The organism is Faecalibacterium sp. AF27-11BH (assembly GCF_003603005.1).
GTDB lineage: Bacteria > Bacillota > Clostridia > Oscillospirales > Ruminococcaceae > Faecalibacterium > Faecalibacterium taiwanense.
The window spans coordinates 496,663-518,070 of the sequence record NZ_QVGS01000001.1 but is presented as its reverse complement, the minus strand read 5'-3'; the positions used below and the strand labels follow the sequence as shown (position 1 = coordinate 518,070).

Here is a 21,408-nt window from a genome sequence, read left to right as displayed (position 1 = left end):
CCCTCCCCTCAGTTCCAGCGGCGCTTTTCCAGCCCCTGCGCCGTGAAGAACAAAAACAGCATGGTCACGGTCAGGTAGTACACCAGCGTCGGGATGGAAAAGCTGTTGTTGACAAACTCTTCAAACGGCGTGAACAGGCACAGCCCGCTGAGCACCGCGCTGAACGCTTCGGTCAGCCAGCTGCTCTGCAGCAGGAACAGTGCCGTCAGCACCACACAGCAGCCCGCAAAGGTCAGGCAGCCCAGCGTAAAGCTGCGGGTACGCAGGCCTGCCACCACACTGAGCACTGCCGCAATGGCGGTGAACAGGGCCAGCGCCACTGCGCTGCCTGCCGTGAACATGCTGCGCAGGCTGGGCATCATGTAGGCCAGCAGCAGTGCGGCAACACCTGCCACCGCAGCAATGATCTGATTCTCGGTCAGGCTGGAAAGAAACACGCCAATGGCAATGGCGGCGCAGCCCATGAGATAATAGCACAGCAGAGCGGCCAAGTTTGCCAGCGTGGCCGTGCCGGTGGCACCCAGTGCGGCCAGTACAAGGATCATGACCGCACCGGCAAGGCACGGCAGTGCAAAGATGACGCACAGGGCAAAGAATTTGCCCAGCACGATCTCCCACACAGACACCGGGCTGGTAAGCAGCAGCTGATCGGTGCGGGTACGGCGTTCCTCTGCAAAGGAGCGCATGGTGAGAACCGGGATATACAAAAGCAGCACAAACGTGGTGCGGTAAAGCGTGTAATAGCCAAAATCCGTCAGGCCGTAGCCCAGATTCAGGGCAACAAAATAGATGGCCGTTGCCGCCAGCATAAAGGCGGTGAGCACGTAGCCGATCATGCCATGAAAGCTGCTGCGGACTTCGCGTTTGAAAATGGCGGTCATTCCGTTTTCTCCTCCCCTTCATCCGATGGTGTTTCAGACTCGTTTTCGGTCAGTGCAAGGAACACTTCCTCCAGCGTCCTGTTTTCCGCTGCCAGCGCCAGCACCGTGCATCCGGCCTGCGAAAGGGCGCGGGACACCTCGGCGCGGCGGTCAGAAGCATCGGCACTTTCTGCGGTAAAGGTCACCTGTCCGTCGGCCTCGGATTCGATTTCCACCTTGCGGATGCCCGGAATGGAGCCGACTGCTTTCAGCACGGTCTGCCCCCCGCCCAGAGCGGTAGCGCGCAGACGGCTGCCGGGATTCAGCTTTTCGGCCAGCTGTTCCGGCGCACCCACCGCCACCAGATGCCCCTTGGAAAGGATCAGTACCTGACTGCACACTGCCTGCACCTCGCTGAGGATGTGGCTGGACAGGATGACCGTGTGGCTTTTTCCCAGCTCCCGGATCAGTCTGCGGATCTCGATGACCTGTGCAGGGTCAAGTCCCACGGTAGGCTCGTCCAGAATGATGAGCTGCGGCGCGCCCAGCAGTGCCTGCGCAATGCCCACGCGCTGGCGGTAGCCCTTGGACAGACTGCGGATGAGCCGGGGCAGCACCTCTTCCAGCCCGGTGCGGCGGGCAGCTTTGCGCACCTGTTCTTTGCGGTCAGCCTTCTTTTTGATGCCTTTCAGCTCTGCAGCAAAATCCAGATATTCCTGCACCGTCATTTCCGGGTAGAGCGGCGGCTGCTCGGGCAGATAGCCCACACAGGCCTTGGCCTGCTGGGCCTGCTCCGGCAGGCTGAAGCCCGCCACCTTCACTTCACCGGAGGTGGGGGCAAGGTAGCCGGTGAGGATATTCATGATCGTGGATTTGCCCGCGCCGTTGGGGCCGAGCAGGCCGAAGATCTGGCCGTCGCCCACCGTAAAGGACAAATCTTCAATGGCAGGGTGCGTGCCATACTTTTTGCTCAGATGCGATACTTCGATCACAGCAAACGCTCCTTTTTCATCTAGTTCAATGCTGGTATATTTTAGACCGAAAATGTGTAAAAATTAAGACAATCCTGTGGCGGGATGCAAAAAGAATTCTTAAGAATGATTAAGGCCGCCCTTTCATATGCCAAAAAGGCAGCAAAAAAGCACCGTCTCCCAAAGGAAACGGTGCTCAGAAAACCATAATTACTTACGGCCGAAACGCTTGTTGAAGCGCTCAACACGTCCGCCGGAGTCAACCAGCTTCTGCTTGCCAGTGTAGAAAGGATGGCACTTGGAGCAAACTTCGACGTGGATCTCAGGCTTGGTGGAACGAGTCTTAATGACGTTGCCGCATGCGCAGGTGATGGTGCAGTCAACGTAGTTCGGATGGATACCCTGTTTCATTCTTTTCACCTCATTTCTGGTTCTGACTTATTGGGGCCATATTATAAATGTATGTGCCCATCACAACCTTCAATATCGGCTACCCCGTCGAGCGGCCTTGGAAACGATTGCCTTACTATTATAGCACGATTCCGACAGAATGCAAGAGGGAAAATAAAGTTTTTCAATCCATCTTCCAACTGACGGTTTTTTACTTATTTATAAATATCTCCCCGGTTTCCGGCTTTTGTTACACAGACCGTGACGATTTCTTCCTTCACCATGTAAACGATCCGGTAGGTTCCCACGCGCAGGCGGTAATATCCTGCCTGCCCTGCCATTGGTTTGATGTCCCCATCTTCCGGAAGTTTCGCAATTGCGGCCATGATCCGCATACGCTGCGGAGCAGGCTGTTTTGCAATAAACTTCAGTGCAATTTTATCGATCTGGATGTTCCACTTCACAGTGAGACCCCCAGTTCTTTGCAGGCATCCTCAAAGCTTACAAACTGGCCCTTTTCAGGGTCGTTCTGATAATCCTCCAGAAGCTTCGCACAATATGCATCATCTGCTGCTTCATCAGCATCCGCCATCAAAAGGCCCTGCATATAGGCCACAACATAAGCCAGTTTATATTCCGGCAGCTTATCCGCCAGAAGTTCCATCTGCTCTCTTGTGCTCATGGTATACGCCTCCATTCTGGCTCCATTATACGGGTTTTGATTTCTTTTGTCAAACAAAATCTTTTTGCACAGCGTCAAAAAAAGTCCCCTGCACTTTCATGCAGAGGACTTTAACGGTTTTACCTTACGTCGTCAGGCCATCAGTGGATGAACACAGGACCCAGCGGGTTGGTGATGGGGCTGACGTAGCCGCCCAGCAGCTTGGGGATCGCCAGGCTGATGTCGGGCACGAAGGTCAGCAGCAGCAGTGCAACGAACATGCACAGGTAGAACGGCAGGGTCGCCTTGACGACCTTTTCCATCGGGCGCTTTGCAACGGCAGAGCCGATGAACAGCACAGCACCGACAGGAGGAGTCAGCAGACCGATGCCGCAGTTCAGAACCACGATGATACCGAACTGGATGGGATCGATACCGATGGAGGTTGCGATGGGCAGCAGGATGGGAGTAGCGATCAGGATGATGGGAGCCATATCCATGATGCAGCCCAGAACCAAGATGATCAGGTCGATCAGCAGAGCGATGATGTAGGGGTTATCGGTGACGCTGGTAATGGCATTTGCAGCCAGATCCGGCACATGCAGCATGGTCAGGCAGTTGCCGAAGACTGCAGAGGTAGCGATCAGGATCAGCACGATGGACAGAGTGTTCACGCACTCATCCAGTGCATGCCAGACGCCCTTCCAGTCCAGACCCTTGTAGACGAACACCGACACGAACAGAGAGTAGACAACTGCAATAGCTGCAGACTCGGTAGCGGTGAACACACCGCCAACAACGCCGAACACAACGATAATAACAGCGGCCAGTGCCCAGATGGAAGTGCCCAGCTGCTTAACAAAGGCCTTGATGCTGAACGGAGAGCCCTTGGGGTAATTCTCCTTGACCGAGATGATGTAGGAACCGATCATCAGGACGATGGCCAGCAGAGCACCGGGCAGATAACCTGCCAGGAACAGGCTGCCGACCGAGATGCCGCCGGCAGTGGTGGCATAAATGACCATGTTGTGGCTCGGAGGAACCAGCAGACCCTCGCAGGAGGAGGTGATGGTAACAGCAGTGGAGAAGTCGGCATCGTAGCCCTGATCGACCATCATGGGGATCATGATGGAGCCGATGGAAGCGGTATCTGCAGATGCAGAACCGGAAATACCGCCGAAGAAGTAGGAAGCAACGATGTTGACCATTGCCATGCCGCCGCGCATCCAGCCCACGCAGGCATCAGCCAGAGCGATCAGCTTTTCAGAAATGCCGCCGGAGCCCATGAGCACACCCATGGTGATGAAGAACGGCACGGCCATCAGGCTGAAGGAAGAGATGCCCTTGACCATCAGACGGCAGACATCGGTCAGTGCCTGACCCTGCACCATCATGCACAGCACGCTGGAAAGACCAACGGCGTATGCAATGGGGAAACGCAGGAAGATCATTACAAAGAAGCTGACAAGAAGGACAATGATTGCCAGTGTCTGAACTGTCATATTACACTTCCTCCTTTACAAAAATGCTCTTGATGTGGTTGTACAGTGCCTCGATCTCGAAGATGATCATGGCAACACCGGCCAGCGGCACCGGGAAGTACATCCAGAAGCGGCTCAGCCAGGGCATGGACACGTAGAAGCCGCGGCCGCCCAGAGTGGTGGCATAGTTCCAGCCGACCACCATCATGATGACACCCAGAATGCACACGGCAAGATCGGCCAGAATATCCAGCACCTTGACGGCGATTTTGGGCAGATACACGTCAAACGCAGTCATGCGGATATGGGCACCGCGGCGGATGGCCAGAGCAGCACTCAGCACGGCCATGTAGCTCATGCAGGTCAGCACAACTTCTTCCGACCATGCCGGGTCCGGGATGAACGAGACGTAACGACCGATGACCGACATGGTAGTGATGAGGATATCTGCGATCAGCAGCAGCTTGCAGATAAACAGAACCACTTTGTAGGTGATGTCGTACGCCGGCTTGATCTTATCCAAAGTGGTAAAGATTTTCGGCATATGAATTCCTCCATATAAAAAACCCGGCAGGTCTGCGGGCGTATCCCGTAGTCCCCCGCCGGGCTATGTACTATCTCAGAACAGGAAAGGCTTTTTCAATTATGCCTTCATGTCCAGCAGCTGCTGATACAGCTCAGCCTGATCGGAGGTGTTCTCGCTGATGACCTTCTGGCAAGCTTCCTGCCAGGGTGCCTTATCGGGAACATCCACGACATTGCAGCCGGAGCTCTTCAGCTCATCCAGAACCTTGTTCTCAGCGGTCTCGGACAGGTCTGCGTTGAAGGCCTGCGTATCAGCACCGGCCTCCATGATGGCAGCCTGCTGGTTCTCGGTCAGCTTGCCCCATGCGTTATCGGTGATAACAGCCTGAATAGCGCCCAGAGTGTGGCCGTCCAGGATCAGGTTGTTGGCAACCTCGGGGAATGCATTGGACTTGTAGTTTGCGATGGGCTGCTCAGCACCATCCACAACGCCGGTCTGCAGTGCGCTGTACAGCTCACCGAAGGAAACGACGGTGGGGTTAGCGCCCAGACCCTCGACCATGCCGTTCATAACGGGGTCGTTGGACACGCGCAGCTTCAGGCCCTTGAAATCATCGATGCCGGAGACCGGGTTGACCGTGAAGAAGTGACGGAAGCCCTCTTCGCCGTAGAAGACACCACGAACGGGCAGGCCCAGCTCCTGAGGCTCGTTCAGGAACTCAGGTGCCAGATCGCTGTTGGCGAAGTTCCAGAAGTGTGCGCGGTTCTCGAAGGTGAAGGGGATGGACAGCAGCTTGGACTTGTTGCAGCCGTAGCTGGTCAGTGCGAAAGCGGAGATACGGCTCATATCGATGGAGGTAGAACCGCCCAGAATTGCATCCAGAACGTCGTTCTCAGAACCCAGAACGCCGGAAGCCTGCACGTCGATGACGACGGAGCCGCCGGTCAGCTCCTCGACCTTCTCCTTGAAGTGGGTAGCGGTCTGACCAACGATGGTATCCAGCGGGTTGACCTCGGCGTAGACCAGAGTCACCTTGGGATCGTTTGCAGCAGCAGTAGCATCACCAGCAGCAGAAGCTGCGGTGGAAGAAGCTGCGGTAGAGGTGGAAGCAGCAGAATTGCTGGAGCCACCACATGCGGTCAGAGCCAGAGCAGCGGCGGAAACACCGGCTGCTGCCAGAAAGCTGCGACGAGTGATCTTTTTCATAAGTAAATCCTCCTTAAATCTCCCGAACGGCCCGGTCTGCACAGGACCCGCATACCGTTCATTTACTGTACACACTTTAGCAAATTTTTTTAAACGAAACAAGGGCTTTCAAAAAATGTCCTGCTTTTTGAAAGAATGTCAGAATTTCTTTTGTGAAAAATGCCAAGTGCTTTACTTTTTGTTTGTGCACCTTCGCCTAACAGATGGATACATTTCTGTATTCCAGATAGAAGCAAAGCGCTGGATGCCCTTCCCTTTGGGGTTCAGAGCACACAGCGCTTTGCCGGTTCTTTATTCTGTTTTCCTGATTTCTTTGCCCATCTTTTCCGGGCTTTGCTGTAGGGCTTATGCCTGCCGGATGCGGGCGATCAATTCGCCCTGCTGGGCGAACCGATCATACATCGGCTGCACAGCAGCACGGAACCTTGCCTTTTCTTCTTCGTCCAGCTCTGTCACCTCAATGCCTGCTGCACGCAGATCACTTTCCGATTCCGCCTCCTGCTGCGCCCAGAGCCTGCGCTCCACCTTGGCGCTCTCCCGGGCACACAGGCGGATGATCTCCGGGTAGCGCTCGTCCAGTGCGGCCAGCTTTTCCATCACAGCAGGGCTTGCCAGCTGCACCTCCGGCACGCGGGTGTGCTCATCCTTTAAAAAGTAAGGTGCCACCTCGTAGTGACCCATGGCTTCGTAGCTGGGCCAGTTGTTCTCTGCGCCATCGATCTCACCGTTGTGCAGGGCGGCATACACCTTGCTGTACACTACCTTTACCGGCTTTGCGCCGAGGTCGGTGATCATTTCGCTCATCATGTCCGATTCCTGCACGCGGATGGTCATGCCCTGCAGATCTGCAAGGCATGTCACCTTCTGCCGGGTGTAGATGCTGCGCACACCGGCATCAAACCAGGAAAGGCCCGTCAGCTCCAGCGACTCCAGCGTGGAGAGGAACTCGTCGCCGATGGTCCCATCCAGCACGCGCCACATCTGGTCGGCGTCGGTGTAAAGGTACGGCAGCTGCAAAACGCTCAGCGCCGGTTCATACTCAGCCAGCTGGCTGAGGGACACGCGGGAGAAGTCAATGCCGCCAAACTGCATCTGCTGGATCACGCTCTGCTCCGCGCCCAGCTCTCCCCCGCTGTACACCAGCACTTTCACGCGGCCATCGGTGCGCTGGGCCACAAGATCCGCAAAGGCCAGCGCTGCCTGCGTAGTAGGATAATCCTCCGGCTGGTTCTCCGCATAGCGTAGGATCAGTTCCGCCCCCTGCTCGTCCTGCACCGGCTGATGGCCGCAGCCCGCCACCGGCAGTGCCAGCACGGCTGCGCCAAACAGGGCGGTCAGCATCTGACGGCGGGTCACAGGCGGGCCTCCCGTGCAGCCTTGGCCGCTTCCCTGCGGTACTGGGTGGGGGTCATGCCGGTGCGTTTTTTAAAGGTGCGGGCAAAATAGCTGGAATCCTCGTAGCCCACCATGGAAGCTACCTCTGCTGCCGAACGGAACGGGTCGGTGAGCAGCTCCTTGGCAGCGTTGATCCGCAGTTCGGTCAGGCAGTCCAGAAAGTTCATCTTCTGATACTTCTTGAACTGTGCCGAGAGATACGCCGGGCTGATATGCAGGATCTCGCTCACACTGTCCAGCGAGAGGTCGAACATATAGTTATCCTCCATATACTTGCGCACATGGGCCATGACCAGTGCATTGCGGTCGTTCTCCCCTGCTTCGGCGGCTTCGCTCTCCGGGTCAGCTTCCGGCTCCGGTTCCACCGGAGCCAGCTCTGCAAGGCGGCGGCCCGCCTCGATCTGACGGATGGCCTTACGGATGGAAGCTTCCACTTCGTCCGGGTTCACCGGCTTGAGCAGATAATCGCAGGCACCCAGATGCATGGCCTCGTGGGCGTACTGGAACAGACTGTAGGCTGTAACAAAGATCACCTTGCACTCCGGGCGCTGTTCCAGCACGGCGCGGGCTGCATCCAGACCGTTCATACCGGGCATCTCAATGTCCATCAGGATCAGGTCTGCGCTCCACAGCACCGCCGTATCCGCTGCCTTGCGGCCGTTCTCGGCAGTCTCGATGGTCACTTCGTGCTCAAAGCGGCGGGCCACGATGTCCGCCAGCGTTTCCCGTTCCAGTGCTTCATCATCCGCGATCAACAGACGAATCATTCCTCAAACTCCTCCTCATTCTCTACCAATGGCAGATACAGCACCACCGCCGTACCGCGTCCCGGATGGGACCGTATCACAAAGCGGCTGTTCCGATCCAGCAGACGCAGGCGGGCCGCAACATTATAAATGCCGATATGCTCCCAGCGCTCACCGGGCTGACTGAGCGCCCCGCGCAGCTGTCGTAATTGATCCAGCTGGATGCCCACGCCGTTATCCACCACGCGGATGCACAGCAGTCCCTTCTCCCGCAGAGGGTTCACGCGGATGCGCACCACACCGCCCTCCTCTTTGGGGCAGATGCCGTGCTTGAAGGCATTTTCCACGATGGGCTGTAAAATAAAGGACGGAACCATGGTCTCGGTAAGATCCAGCGAATCGGAAATGCGCCACTCCATACGCACCCGCTCACCAAAGCGGACGTGGTAGATGGAGTAATATTCATCCACGATGCGCACCTCACGGGAGAGCGGCACCTGTTCATCGTTGCTCATCAGGCTGTAGCGCAGCAGATGCGAAAGCGCCATGATGAGCGCCTGCGTACGGTAGGCCGTCTCGGTGCCGGCGGTCTGCTGGATCACATTCAGGGTGTTGAACAGAAAGTGCGGGTCGATCTGGCTGCGCAGCTGCTGCAGCCGGCTGCGCTCCATGCGGTTCTGCAGCTCCAGTGCTTCGGTCTTCTGGCGGTGCAGCTCCCGCTCGATCTCGTTTTTCTCCTGCAGGGTGGTCACCTGCTGGGCCATGGAGTGCTTCATGATGTTGAAGGACTCGGCCAGCTGAGCGATCTCCGGCTGCTTGGGCAGCGGGATGTCCGGGGTGTCGAACTCACTTTTGCCAATGGCGCGGGAGGCAGCGATCATCTGCTGCACCGGCGTGAGCAGACGCATGACCATCAAACCGGTAACGCAGCCCAGCGCCACGCACAGCGCCACCACCACCGTCTGCAGCATGGTGATGCGCTCGTTCAGGGCCGAGATGGTGGTGTAGGTGGTCTGGGAATCCTGAATGGCGGTTTCCAGCAATTGCAGGGTGTACTGGCTCAGGTAATCGCCGCAGGGCACCACCTTTGCATAATACAGCTGGGAAGCTGCGGCATCGTTGCCGCTGAGCAGGTCGTTTTCCAGCTCATCCAGCAGGCCGGTGTAGGTCTGATAGACCGTATCCACTGCGCTGTAGAGCACCCGCTGCTCATCGCTGACGCTTTCCAGACTGTTCAGGCTGGTACCGATGCGCCAGAGCCATGCGTTGCAGGTGGAAGATGCCGACTGCAGCCGGTCAATGATCTCCTCCGGCTCGCTGTTCTCCCAGCGGTAGTTCTCCAGCACGGAAATAGAGCTTTCCACACCGCCCTGAAAGCGGCTGATGGCGTTGAAGCAGCCCATCTGCGCGTCCTGTACTGCCTGCACTGCTCTGGACTGGTAGCCATTGAGCGTGAGCTGCATGGCAAAGGCCGCAAAAAATGCTGCCAGACACAAGCCCATGCGCTGCTTGAGGGTGATCTGCCGCTTGCGGTGCTGCAAAGCCTGCCGCCTCCTTTCGTTTGGTAACGATTTATTGTACCACGCTTTGGGCCGGATTGGCAAGGTTTGCATGTTTTTCTCTTGCCTAAACCGCGCAATTGTGGTACGATGCCTGTAAATACAAAGGAGGCGACTTTATGTCCCAGACCATCTCCGTTTCCACCACCATGGGTGAGCAGGGCTTCCGCGATTTTGCCGTGTTCGATGCATTCCATCACCGCAAAGCATGGCTGCGTCCCGCTGTTTTTGCCGCCATCATGCTGGCTTTTGCCGCCGTCTGCCTTTCGCAGCTGGGCAAGCGCCCGGGTGCCGGGCTGCTGGCTGCTGTGCTTGCCATTGTGGGCATCGGCCTGCCGGTGAGCTACTTTTACTCGTTCTTCCGCAGCGTTTCCCGGCAGATCAAACAGATGCACCTGCCGCGTGCCTTCTACCGTGTGGAGCTGGCCGACACCGGCATTGCTGTGTGGATGTACGGCCAGCAGGACAAGCCCGAACCCACCAGCCGCCACGCATGGGACAGCTTTTACTGCGCCTACCGCACGGACAATGCGGTGTACCTCTACGTAGAAAAAGAGAAAGCTTACTTACTGAACGACCGCATGGAAGTGGTGTGGAAGTTTTTGACCGGCATCCTGCCCAAAGAAAAGCTGCACGACTGCAGAAAAGGTTAAGCCCAAAAAATATGCACACGCAAAAAAGAACTGCTGACATTTCGTTCAGCAGTTCTTTTCTTTTATAAAGACCCACGCTGCGGCAAAGCAAAGCGCAGCGCGGGTGCGAAGATAGCTTATGTTATTGCGTCAGCCGATCAGCGGGCAAGCGTATACTTGTGCAGGGTCTTGCGCACAGCGCCGGGGCCTGCAAACAGCTCCTTGGCCATTGCCTCGATCTTCTCGCCCAGACCAACGGCATACAGATCCACGCCGAACACGTCAACACGGCTGTACAGCTTCTTCAGGCAGCTGAAGTCCTGCTCGCCTTCCTTGACCTCCAGCGGAGCCACAATGGCCTGCAGCTCAGCCAGCAGCGGATCGGCGGAAGGCTCAAAGGCCTGACCGTTGTCATCGATGCCCTTCAGGTAGCGGGCGTAGCCTGCCAGCACCAGCGGGATCAGGATCAGGTTGCTCTTGTCCAGACCGCGTGCCTCGTAGGCCTTGATGGTCTCACCAAAGCGGATGGCCAGCTTCTGGGAGGTATCGGTAGCGATACGCTGGGGAGCATCCGGCATGAAGGGGTTGGGCAGGCGGCGGTTGATGACAGCGCCGATGAACTCGTAGGGGTTCAGCACGCCGGGATCAACGACCACAGGCATTGCCTCGATATAGCCGATCTTCTGGATGAAGGCACGCAGGTCTTCATCGGCCATCTCGGCGGAGATGAGGGTGTAACCCAGCATGCAGCCATAGATGGACATAGCAGTGTGCAGCGGGTTCAGGCAGGTGCACACCTTCATCTTCTCGATCTTGTCCACGGTCTCGCGGTCGCAGTACAGCACACCGCCCAGCTCCAGCGGAGGACGGCCATTGGTGTAGTGATCCTCGATGCACAGGTACTGGGTCTCTTCGGCGTTGACGAAGGGAGCGGTAAAGGTGTGCTTCTCGGTGACGATGGTGTAGTTGTCCTCAAAGCCGTCGTCGGCCAGCATCTGCTGGACCTTGGCATCCGGGCGCGGGGTGATCTTGTCGATCATGCTCCACGGGAAGGTGATCTTGGTCTCGTCCTGCACATAGGCCAGGAACTCGGCGGGCACCAGACCCTGCTCCACCCACTTGGCAGCATAGGCGTGGACAGCGTTCTTGACCTTATCGCCGTTGTGGGAGCAGTTATCCATGCTCTGGACGGTCAGGGGCAGCTTGCCGGCCTTGAAGCGCTCGTACAGCAGAGCAGTGACCTTGCCCATGGCCAGCACGGGGGTCAGGCCGCGCTCCAGATCAGCAGGAGCAACGCCGTAGCCCTTCTCAGTGATGGTGAAGGAGATCATCTGCAGGCTGGGGTTCTGGAAGATCTCCACCAGACGTGCCCAGTCCTCGCCGAAGGAGTAGTCAGCCTTCAGGCTCTCGGTAACGGAAGCCACCACCTTCTTCTCGATCTCGCCTGTGGACTTCAGGCAGACCAGCAGGCTCATATTGTCGTAGGGACGATAAGCCTTGTCGATGATCTCGTAGTCAAAGCTCTCGGCCACGATGACACCGCGGTCATACTTGCCGGTGTTCAGCGCATCGTTCAGGATGGCAGCCGGGAATGCACGGAAGATATTGCCTGCGCCGAAGTGCACCCAGGTGGGTTCGGCGTGGGTCTTGGCCTTGACAGCCTCGATATCGAATTTGGGCAGCTCATAGCCCTTCTCTGCCCACTCGGCGGACAGATTGCCGTTTTTGATCTCAGACAGCTTCATATTTATCAGCCCTTCTTTTTCTCTTCATCCAGACGATCCAGCAGATCCCAGACACCCAGCATGTACTGAACGCCCAGAGCACGGTCATACTTGCCGTAACCGGGGCGGCAGTTGCCGGGGCCTTCCTCCCACAGCTGACGGCCGTGGTCGGGACGGATGTAGCCCTCAAAGCCGCAGTCATGGTAAGCACGCAGCACCTCGATGATGCCGGTCTCGCCGCAGCAGTCGCGGTGAGCAGCCTCGGAGAAGTCGCCGTTGGGGAAGTGGTGGATGTTGCGGATGTGACCAAAGGCAATGCGGTCGCAGTGCTTGCGCACGATCTCGGCACAGTTGTTGTTGGGGTTTGCGTTCAGGCTGCCGGTGCACAGGGTCAGGCAGTTGTACGGATCATCCACCATGCTCAGGAAGCGGTCGATGCTCTGGGCATCCACCAGCAGACGGGGCAGGCCGAAGATATCCCAAGGGGGATCATCCTGATGGATAGCCATTTTGATGCCGCACTCATGGCAGGTGGGCATCAGTGCTTCCAGGAAGTACTTCAGGTTTTCCCACAGCTTTTCCTTGGTGACAGGGGCGTAAGCCTTGAACAGCTCGTCCAGCTTTGCCATGCGCTCCGGCTCCCAGCCGGGGAAGGTCATGTTATACTTCTCAGTGAAGGACATGATGTACTCAGCCATAGCCTTGTAATCGCCCTTGATCTTGTCCTTCTCATAGAACAGTGCAGTGGAGCCGTCGCCCACGGGGTGGAACAGATCGGTACGGGTCCAGTCGAACACCGGCATGAAGTTGTAGCAGATGACCTTGACACCGAACTTGGACAGATTGCGGATGCACTGCTTGTAGTTCTCGATGTACTTGTCGCGGGTGGGCAGGCCGATCTTGATGTCATCGTGGACGTTGACCGACTCGACCACGTCCATGTCGAAGCCGTAAGCGTGGATCTGATCGGCTACCTTCTGGATCTCGTCGATCTCCCAGATCTCGCCGGGCATCTTGTCGTGCAACGCCCAGACGATGCTGGTCACGCCGGGGATCTGCTTGATGTCGCTCAGGCTGATGGGATCGTTGCCCTCGCCATACCAGCGCCAACCCATTTTCATAGGCATAGGAAAATCCTCCTGTTTTATATTTTCTGCTTTGCATTTTCCGCGCAGCCGTGTGCCGCGCTCTTGTACTTATATTCTAGTATATCAGTTGCGTTTTTTCAATGGTCGCTTTGCCGGTTTTTAATGTTTCTTCTTGTATACTTTAGACAAAAAGAACAAAAATCCGTCGGACATCACCCGCCCGACGGATTTTCACACGATTCAAAATGCCGGTTTCAGCGTTTCAGCTTCTGCCGGATGGACGGAGCCAGCACATCCTTGAAATATTCAAAGGTGTCCAATTCCAGAATGGCAGAGCCTGTCAGATAAATGCCCAGACCAACCACCACCTGAATGATCACCGTCAGCAGATCCGGCAGGTGCAGGAAAATGACCAGATACATGCACAGGCCCGCGCCCGCTGCCAGCAGCAGGGTCGGCAGGATATCGCGCATCTGTTCCAGATAGCCATAGCCGATCAGCTTTTTGTTGAGCTGTGCATCCAGGATCTGGGTCACAATATTCGTGATCAGCATACCATATGCAATGGCCTCGACGCTGACACGGAATGTTGCCAGCAGAAGAAGGATGCACACCCCTTCGTTCAAAAGCTGACATTTCAGGTAAAGATCGCTGCGGCCCACCGCCTTGGCTGCATTCAGGTTTGCCGTGATGATCGGCCAGCACACATACCCCAGACAGAACACCCTGAGGAACAGCACACAGGGCAGCCACTTCTCGGTGAGGATCAGGCGCACCAGCGGTTCGGCACAGAACGCAGTGCTCATCATCACCGGCGCAATAATATAGGTACAGGTCTTGATGGAGCGGCGGGTCATGTTCTTGACCTGCGCACGGTCATCCTGCAGTGAGGACATGACCGGGAACAAAACGCTCTCAATGGAAGTATCCACGCTTGACGCGATATTATAAGTCAGGTTATCGCCCTGATTGTAATACGCCAGATCCGCCGAGGTGTACATCTTGCCGATGATCAGGCTGCGCAGGTTGTTGTAGATGACGCTGCTCAGCGACGAGGCCAGCAACTTCCAGCCATAAGAGAGCAGCCCTTTCAGGTGCTGCCACGAAAACTCCATCTTAGGCCGCCAGGAGGACAGCTTCCACAACACCAGCGTGTCCACCGTGATATTGGATACCTGCTGCACCACCAGCGCCCAGACTCCAAAACCCATATAGGCAAGGCCCAGGCCCAGGACCGTGGATACGATCGCGCCCGCAAAGGCGGAATAGAAAAAATACTGGAACTTCATGTTCCGGGTCACATGCGCCTGCTGGATCGTTTTGATGCCGCAGACCGCCACTGTCAGGCTGATGCCGCGAAAGATCGGGGTCATGCTGGGGTCATTGTAGAAAGCAGCCAGATACGGCGCCGCCACGAACATTCCCCCATACAGCACAAAGCTGATCACAATGCTGAAAAAGAACGCCGACGAGTAATCCAGCTCGTCCACTTTCTTCTTCTGCACCAGCGCGGTGCCAATGCCGCAGTCCAGCAGGACATACATGATATTGTTGAACACCGTCACCAGTGCCACCTTGCCGTAATCATCGGGTGTAAGGATGCGCGCCAGAAGGATGGACACCACCGCTGAGATCAGCTGCACACCGCACCGCTCTGCAAAGCGCCAGAAAAAACCGTTTACAATAACATTTTCTTTTTTCTCGTTCATTCCTGCGTCCACTCAAATTCCTTTCAAAAAACCGGTCGGTCTGCACCCTGCGCAGAAATGCATTTCCGCCGTATCCTTATCATCTTCTTCCCTGCTGCCAAAACAACTGAGCAGAGATAGTTAGTTTTATAATATCACACCCATCCATGCATTTCAACCAACATATTCTTAAGAAATGACGGCCCAAAAATTTCATTTAAAAAGAGAAAAAGCGCTTGACTATCTGCCGGGAACGTGGTAATATATTCAAGCAGTCCGCATCACGGTCTTTCACCTCAGAGATTTCAGGGCTGCGAAAACAATACGGTATGCGAGGGTGGCGGAACTGGCAGACGCGCACGTTTGAGGTGCGTGTGGTTTATCCTTGGGGGTTCGAGTCCCCTCCCTCGCACCAAAAACCAGTACACATTGTGTGCTGGTTTTTCTTTTTGTGCGAGGGAGGGGACCTCGAACAGGGCGGCGGCATTTATGCCGCAAGCAATCAGCCCAGTGCAACAACGACGACCGCAGCCTGCGGCTGAAACAGGGAGGAGTTGTTGGAGCCGCGTTCTGATTTTTCAAAGCCCTGCCAAGGGGCTGCGGGAAAATCAGCTAACGCAACCCGTTGCTGTTGCTTAGCCTGCGGGTCCCAATCAATAGGAATGTCTATCAGGGGTGTACCCATTTTGTACCGGTTTCTTTTTGTGCGAGGGAGCAGACCTCGAACAACACTATTTATTATATAAAAGAAAGCGCGATGAATTCTGAGAACTCATCGCGCTTTTTCTCTTATGCGGGTAGTGGGGGTCGAACCCACACGCCTTGCGGCACAGGAACCTAAATCCTGCGCGTCTGCCAATTCCACCATACCCGCGTATTCTTCTATTCTGCAGCTGCGGCCAAACCGCCTTAATATAGTATCAGTTCCGGCGGCAAAAGTCAATCACTGCATTGATATTTCCGCACTTCACAGCGCATACTATCGCCGGACGATCGTATCATTTTCCATGGCGGAAAGGGGCTTTTTGCCGATGCGCAGATCAAAACTACGCCGCGCTGGCAGCATTGCGGCAACTTATCTTCTGGTGGCCGCGCTGGCGGTGCTGGGCTGGCTGTGGCACAGTCTGCCTGCTGAAATTTTGCTGGAACCCGGCCAGACCCTTACCCTGCCCCGTTTTGCCTATGTGCAGCCGCTGCGCACCGCTGGCTCCCGCAACGCGGCCAGCACGCAGGCTGCGGGCAGCTATCAGGCCACTTTGTCCATTGGCGGGTGGCTGCCCGTCAAGACTGTGCGCGCTCTGGTGGAAACACGTCCGGTGGTAACAGTGTGCGGTACGCCTTTCGGCGTTAAGATGTTCTCCGAGGGCGCGCTCATTGTGGGCTTTTCCGACCTGAACACCCCGGACGGCACCGCGAACCCCGCCAAGAAGGCCGGGCTGCGGCTGGGCGACCGGGTGGTGCGCATGGACGACACCCTGACCGAGACGAACGATGCCGTGCACGATGCTCTGGAAACGGCCGCAGGCGCGCCGGTGCAGGTGGTCTACATCCGCAATGGTGAGCAATTCCAGACCCGGCTGACCCCCGTGTGGGACAGCACCGCCGGGCAGTGGCGCGCCGGGATGTGGGTGCGGGATTCTTCCGCCGGGGTAGGCACCATGACCTTTGTGGACAATGCCGCCGGGGTGTTTGCCGGGCTTGGCCACCCCATCAGCGACAGCGACACCGGTGAGAGCGTGGCCCTGCGCAGCGGCGAGATCGTCCCCTGCCAGATCGTGGGGTGTACCAGCGGCACCGTGGGCAGCCCCGGTGAGCTGAAGGGCCGCTTTCTGAGCACCCATGCGCTTGGCAGCATCTGCATCAACAGCAAGACCGGGGTCTATGGCAGAACACGGGCTGCATTTTCCGGCCCGGAGCTGGAGATGGCTTTTGCGCAGGAGGTGGTGCCGGGCGATGCCGAGATCTGGACGACTGTGGACGGCGAGGTGCCCAAGGCATACCGCATCCGCATTGAAAAGGTAAACGACGCAGACCCCCACCGCAACATGATCCTGCGCGTGACCGACCGGCAGCTGCTTGCCAAAACCGGCGGCATCGTGCAGGGCATGAGCGGCAGTCCCATCCTGCAGAACGGCAGACTGGTGGGTGCAGTGACCCATGTGCTGGTAAACGACCCCACGCGGGGCTACGGCATTTTTGCTCAGACCATGCTCAAGCAGGCCCGCGCTGTTGAAAAAACAGACGATGCTGCGCAGCCATAAAGCTGATCTGCAAAAAAATTTGCGCATTTCGATTTTCTTTGCCAAAATTTACCAATATAAACCGTTGAAAGTTCTGGAAAATTATGGTAAAATCCATGGTGTTAAGGGAACTGCACACATTGGAGGAAACAACCATGGACAAAGTTAGATTTTTGATGTCGGATACTGGTGCCCCGTTCACTGCCGCCTGCCGCGAAGCGCTGGAGCAGAAGGGCGTGGACGTGACCGTTGTGGAAAAGGACGGCAACAAGGTCCTGCAGAAAATGCTCACCGTGCGCCCGCAGGTGGTCCTGCTGGATGCTTTTATGCCCGGTCTGGATGCCCTTGCGGTAAAGCAGCGCTACAATGCCGCCGGTGAGCGGCACACCTCCTTCTTCGTGACCGGTGCCTTCCAGAGCGAAGAGATGGTACAGGAGCTGCTGGACGAAGGCTTTGCCTACTACTTTGTAAAACCCTTTGATGAGACCGTGCTTGCCGCACGGGTGCTCAAGGCGGCACTTGGCCCGGAAAAGCACATCCTGCACACCAGCGTGGACAGCGATGAGCTGACCGTTACCGAGATCCTGCATCAGATCGGCGTTCCTGCCCACATCAAGGGCTACCAGTTCCTGCGGGATGCCATCCTGCTCACCATGAACGAGCCGGAATATATCAACGCCGTGACCAAGCGCCTCTACCCGGAAATCGCCAAGAAAAACGGCACCACCGCCAGCCGTGTGGAGCGCGCCATCCGCCACGCCATCGAGGTGGCATGGGACCGGGGAGACGTGGACACCCTCAACAGCTACTTCGGCTACACCATCCATAACCTGCGGGGAAAACCAACGAACTCGGAGTTCATTGCGATGATAGCCGATAAGATGCGGCTGGATAAACGGCAGAGAGTGGGCTGATTTTTTTCATAGAATCCGCCGTCGTTCATATTCTGATAAGAGCAAACCAAACAGACAAAGGAGGTTTTGCTCTTGAAGCTTGCAGAATATCTCGCACGGCGCAGGCGGGCCAGAGTTGCGGCTGTGATGCTGTTCGCCTTCATTATGGGGTTTGTATCTGCTGCGCCGCCGGTCGTCACCGGATGTCAGGCGCAGGATCTTACCCCGGCACCGGACACTTCGATGCTCTCCCCCGCCGTTTCGGCTCTGGCACAGGAGCAGCAGGAACCTGCTGCCCAGCCGCTGCCGGAAAAGTGGGTCTGCCTGACCTTTGACGACGGCCCCAGCAAGACCACACCGGATGTGCTCAGCGCGCTGAACGCGGCCGGAGTGCACGCCACATTTTTTGTGGTGGCTACCGGTTACAACGAGAAGTATCTGCCCCTGCTCACCGAAGCGGTCAGCGCCGGGCACCAGATCGCGCTGCACTCTGCTTCCCACGAGTACAGCGATATCTACCGCAGCAGCGACGCTTATTGGGAGGACATTGCCCTTTTAAAGGAGCGCATTGCGCCCTATGTGGATGCCGAGAGCATCCGGTATCTACGGTTTCCGGGCGGCAGCACCAACACCGTCAGTCGGCGCTACGGCGGCAAAGGCCTGATGAAGCAGCTGAAAGCCGAAGTAGAGCAGAAAGGCTGGCATTGGGTGGACTGGAACGTGTGCGCCGAGGATGCCGTGGGCGGGCACCCAAGCGCGGGCACCATCTACCGCAATGTGGTGCACGAGACCGGGCAGCAGACGAACTGCATCGTATTGATGCACGATTCTTCCTCCACACACACCACTGCCGAAGCACTGCCGGACATTATCCGGTGGTATGCAGACAACGGCTACACCTTTCTGACGGTGGCCGAAGCTCTGCCGCTAAGCTGAGCAGACTGGCCCAGTTACAGCCGGTGTTCAAAGCCGCGGCCAAGCAGGACCCCTGCCGCTGCCAGTGCTGCCAGCCAGAGCCAGTCCGCTCCGCCGGTCGCCACCCAGCCTGCCGCCAGAATGGCGGCAAAGGTGAACGCTGCGGGCAGAAGGATGCGCAGGACCTGCAGCTGTCGCTCCCGCCGGGACGGCAGCCCGGTGTTCAGCTGTTCCGGAGATGCAGCATCACAGCAGATCTCATCGCGGTACTTGCCCGGGTTGCGGTAGGCTTTGTATAGGATCCCATCCAGCGAAAATTCCGGGTACATTCCCTCTTTGCTCAGGCTGAACTGCATCCCGTGTTCCTCTGCATACGCCTGCAAGGCCGCTGTGAACTCCTGCGGGGTGTTGATGCTGCCCTCCGGAATAAAGGAAAAATGCCTCTGGTGCTGCACCTGTGCCAGCGTGCGGTAATCCTGCAGCCAGCCAGAACAGAACGCACCCTGTACGGCAGGCTTTTCCATCCGGGTCAGGCAGGCATCCACATCCAGCGTTTCTGCCTGCGGCCGCTGCCGGGCAAGGTCGGCACAAAACTGCATGGCTGCCGCCAGATGCGCGGCCTGCTGCTCCAGCACGGTCTGCTGGGCTTGCAGCGCCTGCTGCAGGGGCTGTTCCCCGCGCAGCACCGCCTTGATGGTGGGCAGCGGCACATCCAGCATGCGCAGCATTCGGATGAGCTTGAGGGTGCGGACATCCCCGGCGGTGTAATCGCGGTAGTCATTGCCCTGTCTGCGTGCCGGTGTAAGAAGCCCTTCTTTTTCGTAAAAGCGGATGTTCGGGGCGGACACGCCGCTTTGCTCTGAAGCCTGTTTGATGTTCATCTGCTTCACCTCCGCCCTTACATTACACCTTAAAGACGGTTGAAGGTCAAGCTTTTTGCGCCAAAAATAAAATATCCGCAGTATTTCCGCTGGTCTTTGCAAACCGGGAAGCGCTGCGGATATTTTTTCAGGCACAGAACTTACTGCTCAGCCTGGCAGAACAGCGAGAAGGTGCGGTAAGCCATGTACAGGTCGGTCTTATGGATGACCTCGAAGGGCGAGTGCATGGACAGCACCGGCACGCCGATGTCCAGCACCGGGATGCCGCGGTTGGCCACGTACTTGGCAATGGTGCCGCCGCCGCCCAGATCCAGACGGCCCAGCTCACCGATCTGCCATGCCACGCCGTTGGCATCCAGCAGGCGGGTGATATCCCCTACCAGCTCAGCGGAAGCATCGCTGGCAGAGCTCTTGCCGCGGCTGCCGGTATACTTGAAGAAGGCCACGCCGCGGCCTGCGTAAGTACCGTTCTGCGGCTCGAAGGCATTTGCCCAGGAGGGGTCGTAGGCGGCGGTCACATCGGCGGAGAGACACACGCTGTTCTGGAAGGCAAGGATGTCGTCCTGACCGGCGGCGCGGCACAGCAGCTGCATAAAGTGGAACACATACATGCTCTGCATGCCGGTCACACCGTCGGAGCCGATCTCTTCCTTATCGGTCAGCACGCAGACGGTGGTGTGCACAGGATCTTTCGTCTCGATCTCGGCCATAAGGGCGGGGTATGCGTCCACACGGTCATCGTGACCGTAGCCGCCCACCATGGAGCGGTCAAAGCCCACGTCCCGGGCCTTATGGGCGGGCACCACCTCGATCTCAGCGCGGGTGAAGTCCCGCTCGGTGATGCCGTACTTTTCGTGCAGCAGCATCAGGGTGTTCAGCTTGACGGCCTCCTTGATGTCGGCATCCTCCACAGCGTCGGAGCCGATGAGCACGTTCAGCTCCTCGGCCTTGATGCCCTCGCTGAGCTTGCGGTCGTTCTGCTCGGCACCCAGATGGGGCAGCAGATCGGTGATGCAGAACACAGGGTCATTCTCGTCCTCACCCACTGCAAAGGACACGCTGGAGCCATCGGCACGGGTGAACACGCCGTGGATGGCCAGCGGCATGGTGCCCCACTGGTACTTGCGGATGCCGCCGTAATAGTGGGTCTTGAAGTAGCTGAGGTGGTTTGCTTCGTACAGCGGGTTCGGGCGCAGGTCCAGACGGGGGCTGTCGATGTGGGCGATCACCAGACGGAAGCCCTCCTCAAAAGATTTCCGGCCGATGGTAGCGGCCACCACCGCCTTGTGCTCCTGCACAAAGTAGATCTTCTGGCCGGGGGCATAGGTCTTTTTCGGCTCAAACTTTTCGTAACCGGCCTCCAGCAGCAGCTTTTCGCTGGCGGCGGCAGCTTCGCGCTCGGTCTTGGCAGCGTTCAGGAAGGCTTTGTAGCCTTCGGCAAAGGCTGCAGCCTTCTCCTTCACGTCGGCGCTCTTGTCGGCGGCGTACTCCGGCTTGTAAAGCAGCTGTTCGGCAGCCTGCTTTGCGGTAAGTTTCTCGCTCATGTTCCTTA

General features: G+C 57.3%; 21 protein-coding genes and 2 tRNA genes. 5 read left to right on the top strand and 18 right to left on the bottom strand.

Going from position 1 to position 21,408, the window contains the following annotated elements:
• Positions 1–8: 8 nt before the first annotated feature.
• The 11 genes from DWY76_RS02410 to DWY76_RS02360 form a co-directional block, all read right to left on the bottom strand.
• The gene (locus DWY76_RS02410; protein WP_097777883.1) at positions 9–881 is read right to left on the bottom strand and encodes an ABC transporter permease; all 873 of its coding nucleotides are present in this window, start codon (positions 879–881) and stop codon (positions 9–11) included.
• Positions 878–1,852, bottom strand: coding sequence for an ABC transporter ATP-binding protein (locus DWY76_RS02405; protein ID WP_120079616.1), 975 nt, complete (start codon positions 1,850–1,852; stop codon positions 878–880). The genes DWY76_RS02410 and DWY76_RS02405 overlap by 4 nt, the downstream gene beginning before the upstream one ends.
• 189 nt (positions 1,853–2,041) lie before the next feature.
• Positions 2,042–2,242: a 50S ribosomal protein L31 gene (gene rpmE / locus DWY76_RS02400; RefSeq protein ID WP_005937210.1), complete on the bottom strand. Its 201-nt coding sequence runs from the start codon at positions 2,240–2,242 to the stop codon at positions 2,042–2,044.
• 194 nt (positions 2,243–2,436) lie between these two features.
• Positions 2,437–2,685: a type II toxin-antitoxin system RelE/ParE family toxin gene (locus DWY76_RS02395; RefSeq protein ID WP_120079614.1), complete on the bottom strand. Its 249-nt coding sequence runs from the start codon at positions 2,683–2,685 to the stop codon at positions 2,437–2,439.
• Complete coding sequence (locus DWY76_RS02390; protein WP_120079670.1) at positions 2,682–2,903, bottom strand: hypothetical protein; 222 nt, start codon at positions 2,901–2,903, stop codon at positions 2,682–2,684. The genes DWY76_RS02395 and DWY76_RS02390 overlap by 4 nt, the downstream gene beginning before the upstream one ends.
• A gap of 140 nt (positions 2,904–3,043) precedes the next feature.
• Positions 3,044–4,384 carry a TRAP transporter large permease gene (locus tag DWY76_RS02385; RefSeq protein ID WP_120079612.1) on the bottom strand — a complete coding sequence of 447 codons (1,341 nt, stop codon included), beginning with the start codon at positions 4,382–4,384 and terminating at the stop codon, positions 3,044–3,046.
• A gap of 1 nt (position 4,385) precedes the next feature.
• Positions 4,386–4,907 (bottom strand): TRAP transporter small permease, encoded by a 522-nt coding sequence (locus tag DWY76_RS02380; protein WP_097774911.1) that lies wholly within the window; start codon positions 4,905–4,907, stop codon positions 4,386–4,388.
• A gap of 99 nt (positions 4,908–5,006) precedes the next feature.
• A complete protein-coding gene (locus DWY76_RS02375) occupies positions 5,007–6,095 on the bottom strand; it encodes a TRAP transporter substrate-binding protein (protein WP_120079610.1) in 1,089 nt (362 codons plus the stop codon).
• A gap of 345 nt (positions 6,096–6,440) precedes the next feature.
• Complete coding sequence (locus DWY76_RS02370) at positions 6,441–7,451, bottom strand: TRAP transporter substrate-binding protein (protein WP_243111894.1); 1,011 nt, start codon at positions 7,449–7,451, stop codon at positions 6,441–6,443.
• Complete coding sequence (locus tag DWY76_RS02365) at positions 7,448–8,257, bottom strand: response regulator (protein ID WP_120079608.1); 810 nt, start codon at positions 8,255–8,257, stop codon at positions 7,448–7,450. The genes DWY76_RS02370 and DWY76_RS02365 overlap by 4 nt, the downstream gene beginning before the upstream one ends.
• Complete coding sequence (locus DWY76_RS02360; RefSeq protein WP_242959329.1) at positions 8,254–9,777, bottom strand: histidine kinase; 1,524 nt, start codon at positions 9,775–9,777, stop codon at positions 8,254–8,256. Before DWY76_RS02360 ends, DWY76_RS02365 begins: the two co-directional genes overlap by 4 nt.
• Positions 9,778–9,914: 137 nt before the next feature.
• On the opposite strand from DWY76_RS02360, the gene DWY76_RS02355 reads away from it, so the two are divergent.
• Positions 9,915–10,448 (top strand): YcxB family protein, encoded by a 534-nt coding sequence (locus DWY76_RS02355; RefSeq protein WP_120079606.1) that lies wholly within the window; start codon positions 9,915–9,917, stop codon positions 10,446–10,448.
• A 137-nt stretch (positions 10,449–10,585) separates the two neighbouring features.
• Here DWY76_RS02355 and DWY76_RS02350 read toward each other — a convergent pair whose 3' ends face one another.
• The 3 genes from DWY76_RS02350 to DWY76_RS02340 all read right to left on the bottom strand — a co-directional run bounded on the left by DWY76_RS02350 (position 10,586) and on the right by DWY76_RS02340 (position 14,948).
• A complete protein-coding gene (locus DWY76_RS02350; protein WP_120079604.1) occupies positions 10,586–12,172 on the bottom strand; it encodes a mannitol dehydrogenase family protein in 1,587 nt (528 codons plus the stop codon).
• Between the two features lie 5 nt (positions 12,173–12,177).
• The gene (uxuA, locus tag DWY76_RS02345; protein ID WP_005937183.1) at positions 12,178–13,278 is read right to left on the bottom strand and encodes a mannonate dehydratase; all 1,101 of its coding nucleotides are present in this window, start codon (positions 13,276–13,278) and stop codon (positions 12,178–12,180) included.
• Between the two features lie 215 nt (positions 13,279–13,493).
• Positions 13,494–14,948, bottom strand: coding sequence for a lipopolysaccharide biosynthesis protein (locus tag DWY76_RS02340; RefSeq protein WP_120079602.1), 1,455 nt, complete (start codon positions 14,946–14,948; stop codon positions 13,494–13,496).
• 310 nt (positions 14,949–15,258) lie between these two features.
• On the opposite strand from DWY76_RS02340, the gene DWY76_RS02335 reads away from it, so the two are divergent.
• Positions 15,259–15,342: transfer RNA gene (locus DWY76_RS02335), tRNA-Leu, on the top strand.
• An 87-nt stretch (positions 15,343–15,429) separates the two neighbouring features.
• Here the strand turns inward: DWY76_RS02335 and DWY76_RS02330 are convergent.
• Entirely contained in the window at positions 15,430–15,612 is a 183-nt protein-coding gene (locus DWY76_RS02330) for a hypothetical protein (protein ID WP_120079600.1), read from the bottom strand.
• A gap of 107 nt (positions 15,613–15,719) precedes the next feature.
• Positions 15,720–15,801, bottom strand: a tRNA-Leu gene (locus tag DWY76_RS02325).
• A gap of 157 nt (positions 15,802–15,958) precedes the next feature.
• Here DWY76_RS02325 and spoIVB point away from each other — a divergent pair.
• The 3 genes from spoIVB to DWY76_RS02310 all read left to right on the top strand — a co-directional run bounded on the left by spoIVB (position 15,959) and on the right by DWY76_RS02310 (position 18,996).
• Positions 15,959–17,188 (top strand): SpoIVB peptidase, encoded by a 1,230-nt coding sequence (gene spoIVB / locus DWY76_RS02320; protein WP_243111892.1) that lies wholly within the window; start codon positions 15,959–15,961, stop codon positions 17,186–17,188.
• A gap of 134 nt (positions 17,189–17,322) precedes the next feature.
• Positions 17,323–18,081: a sporulation transcription factor Spo0A gene (spo0A, locus tag DWY76_RS02315; protein WP_044953592.1), complete on the top strand. Its 759-nt coding sequence runs from the start codon at positions 17,323–17,325 to the stop codon at positions 18,079–18,081.
• A gap of 72 nt (positions 18,082–18,153) precedes the next feature.
• Positions 18,154–18,996, top strand: coding sequence for a polysaccharide deacetylase family protein (locus DWY76_RS02310; protein WP_243111890.1), 843 nt, complete (start codon positions 18,154–18,156; stop codon positions 18,994–18,996).
• Positions 18,997–19,010: 14 nt separating this feature from the next.
• Here DWY76_RS02310 and DWY76_RS02305 read toward each other — a convergent pair whose 3' ends face one another.
• Both DWY76_RS02305 and DWY76_RS02300 read right to left on the bottom strand, forming a co-directional pair.
• Positions 19,011–19,856 carry a MerR family transcriptional regulator gene (locus tag DWY76_RS02305; protein ID WP_120079597.1) on the bottom strand — a complete coding sequence of 282 codons (846 nt, stop codon included), beginning with the start codon at positions 19,854–19,856 and terminating at the stop codon, positions 19,011–19,013.
• 140 nt (positions 19,857–19,996) lie between these two features.
• Entirely contained in the window at positions 19,997–21,400 is a 1,404-nt protein-coding gene (locus DWY76_RS02300) for an aminopeptidase (protein WP_120079595.1), read from the bottom strand.
• Positions 21,401–21,408 lie beyond the last annotated feature (8 nt).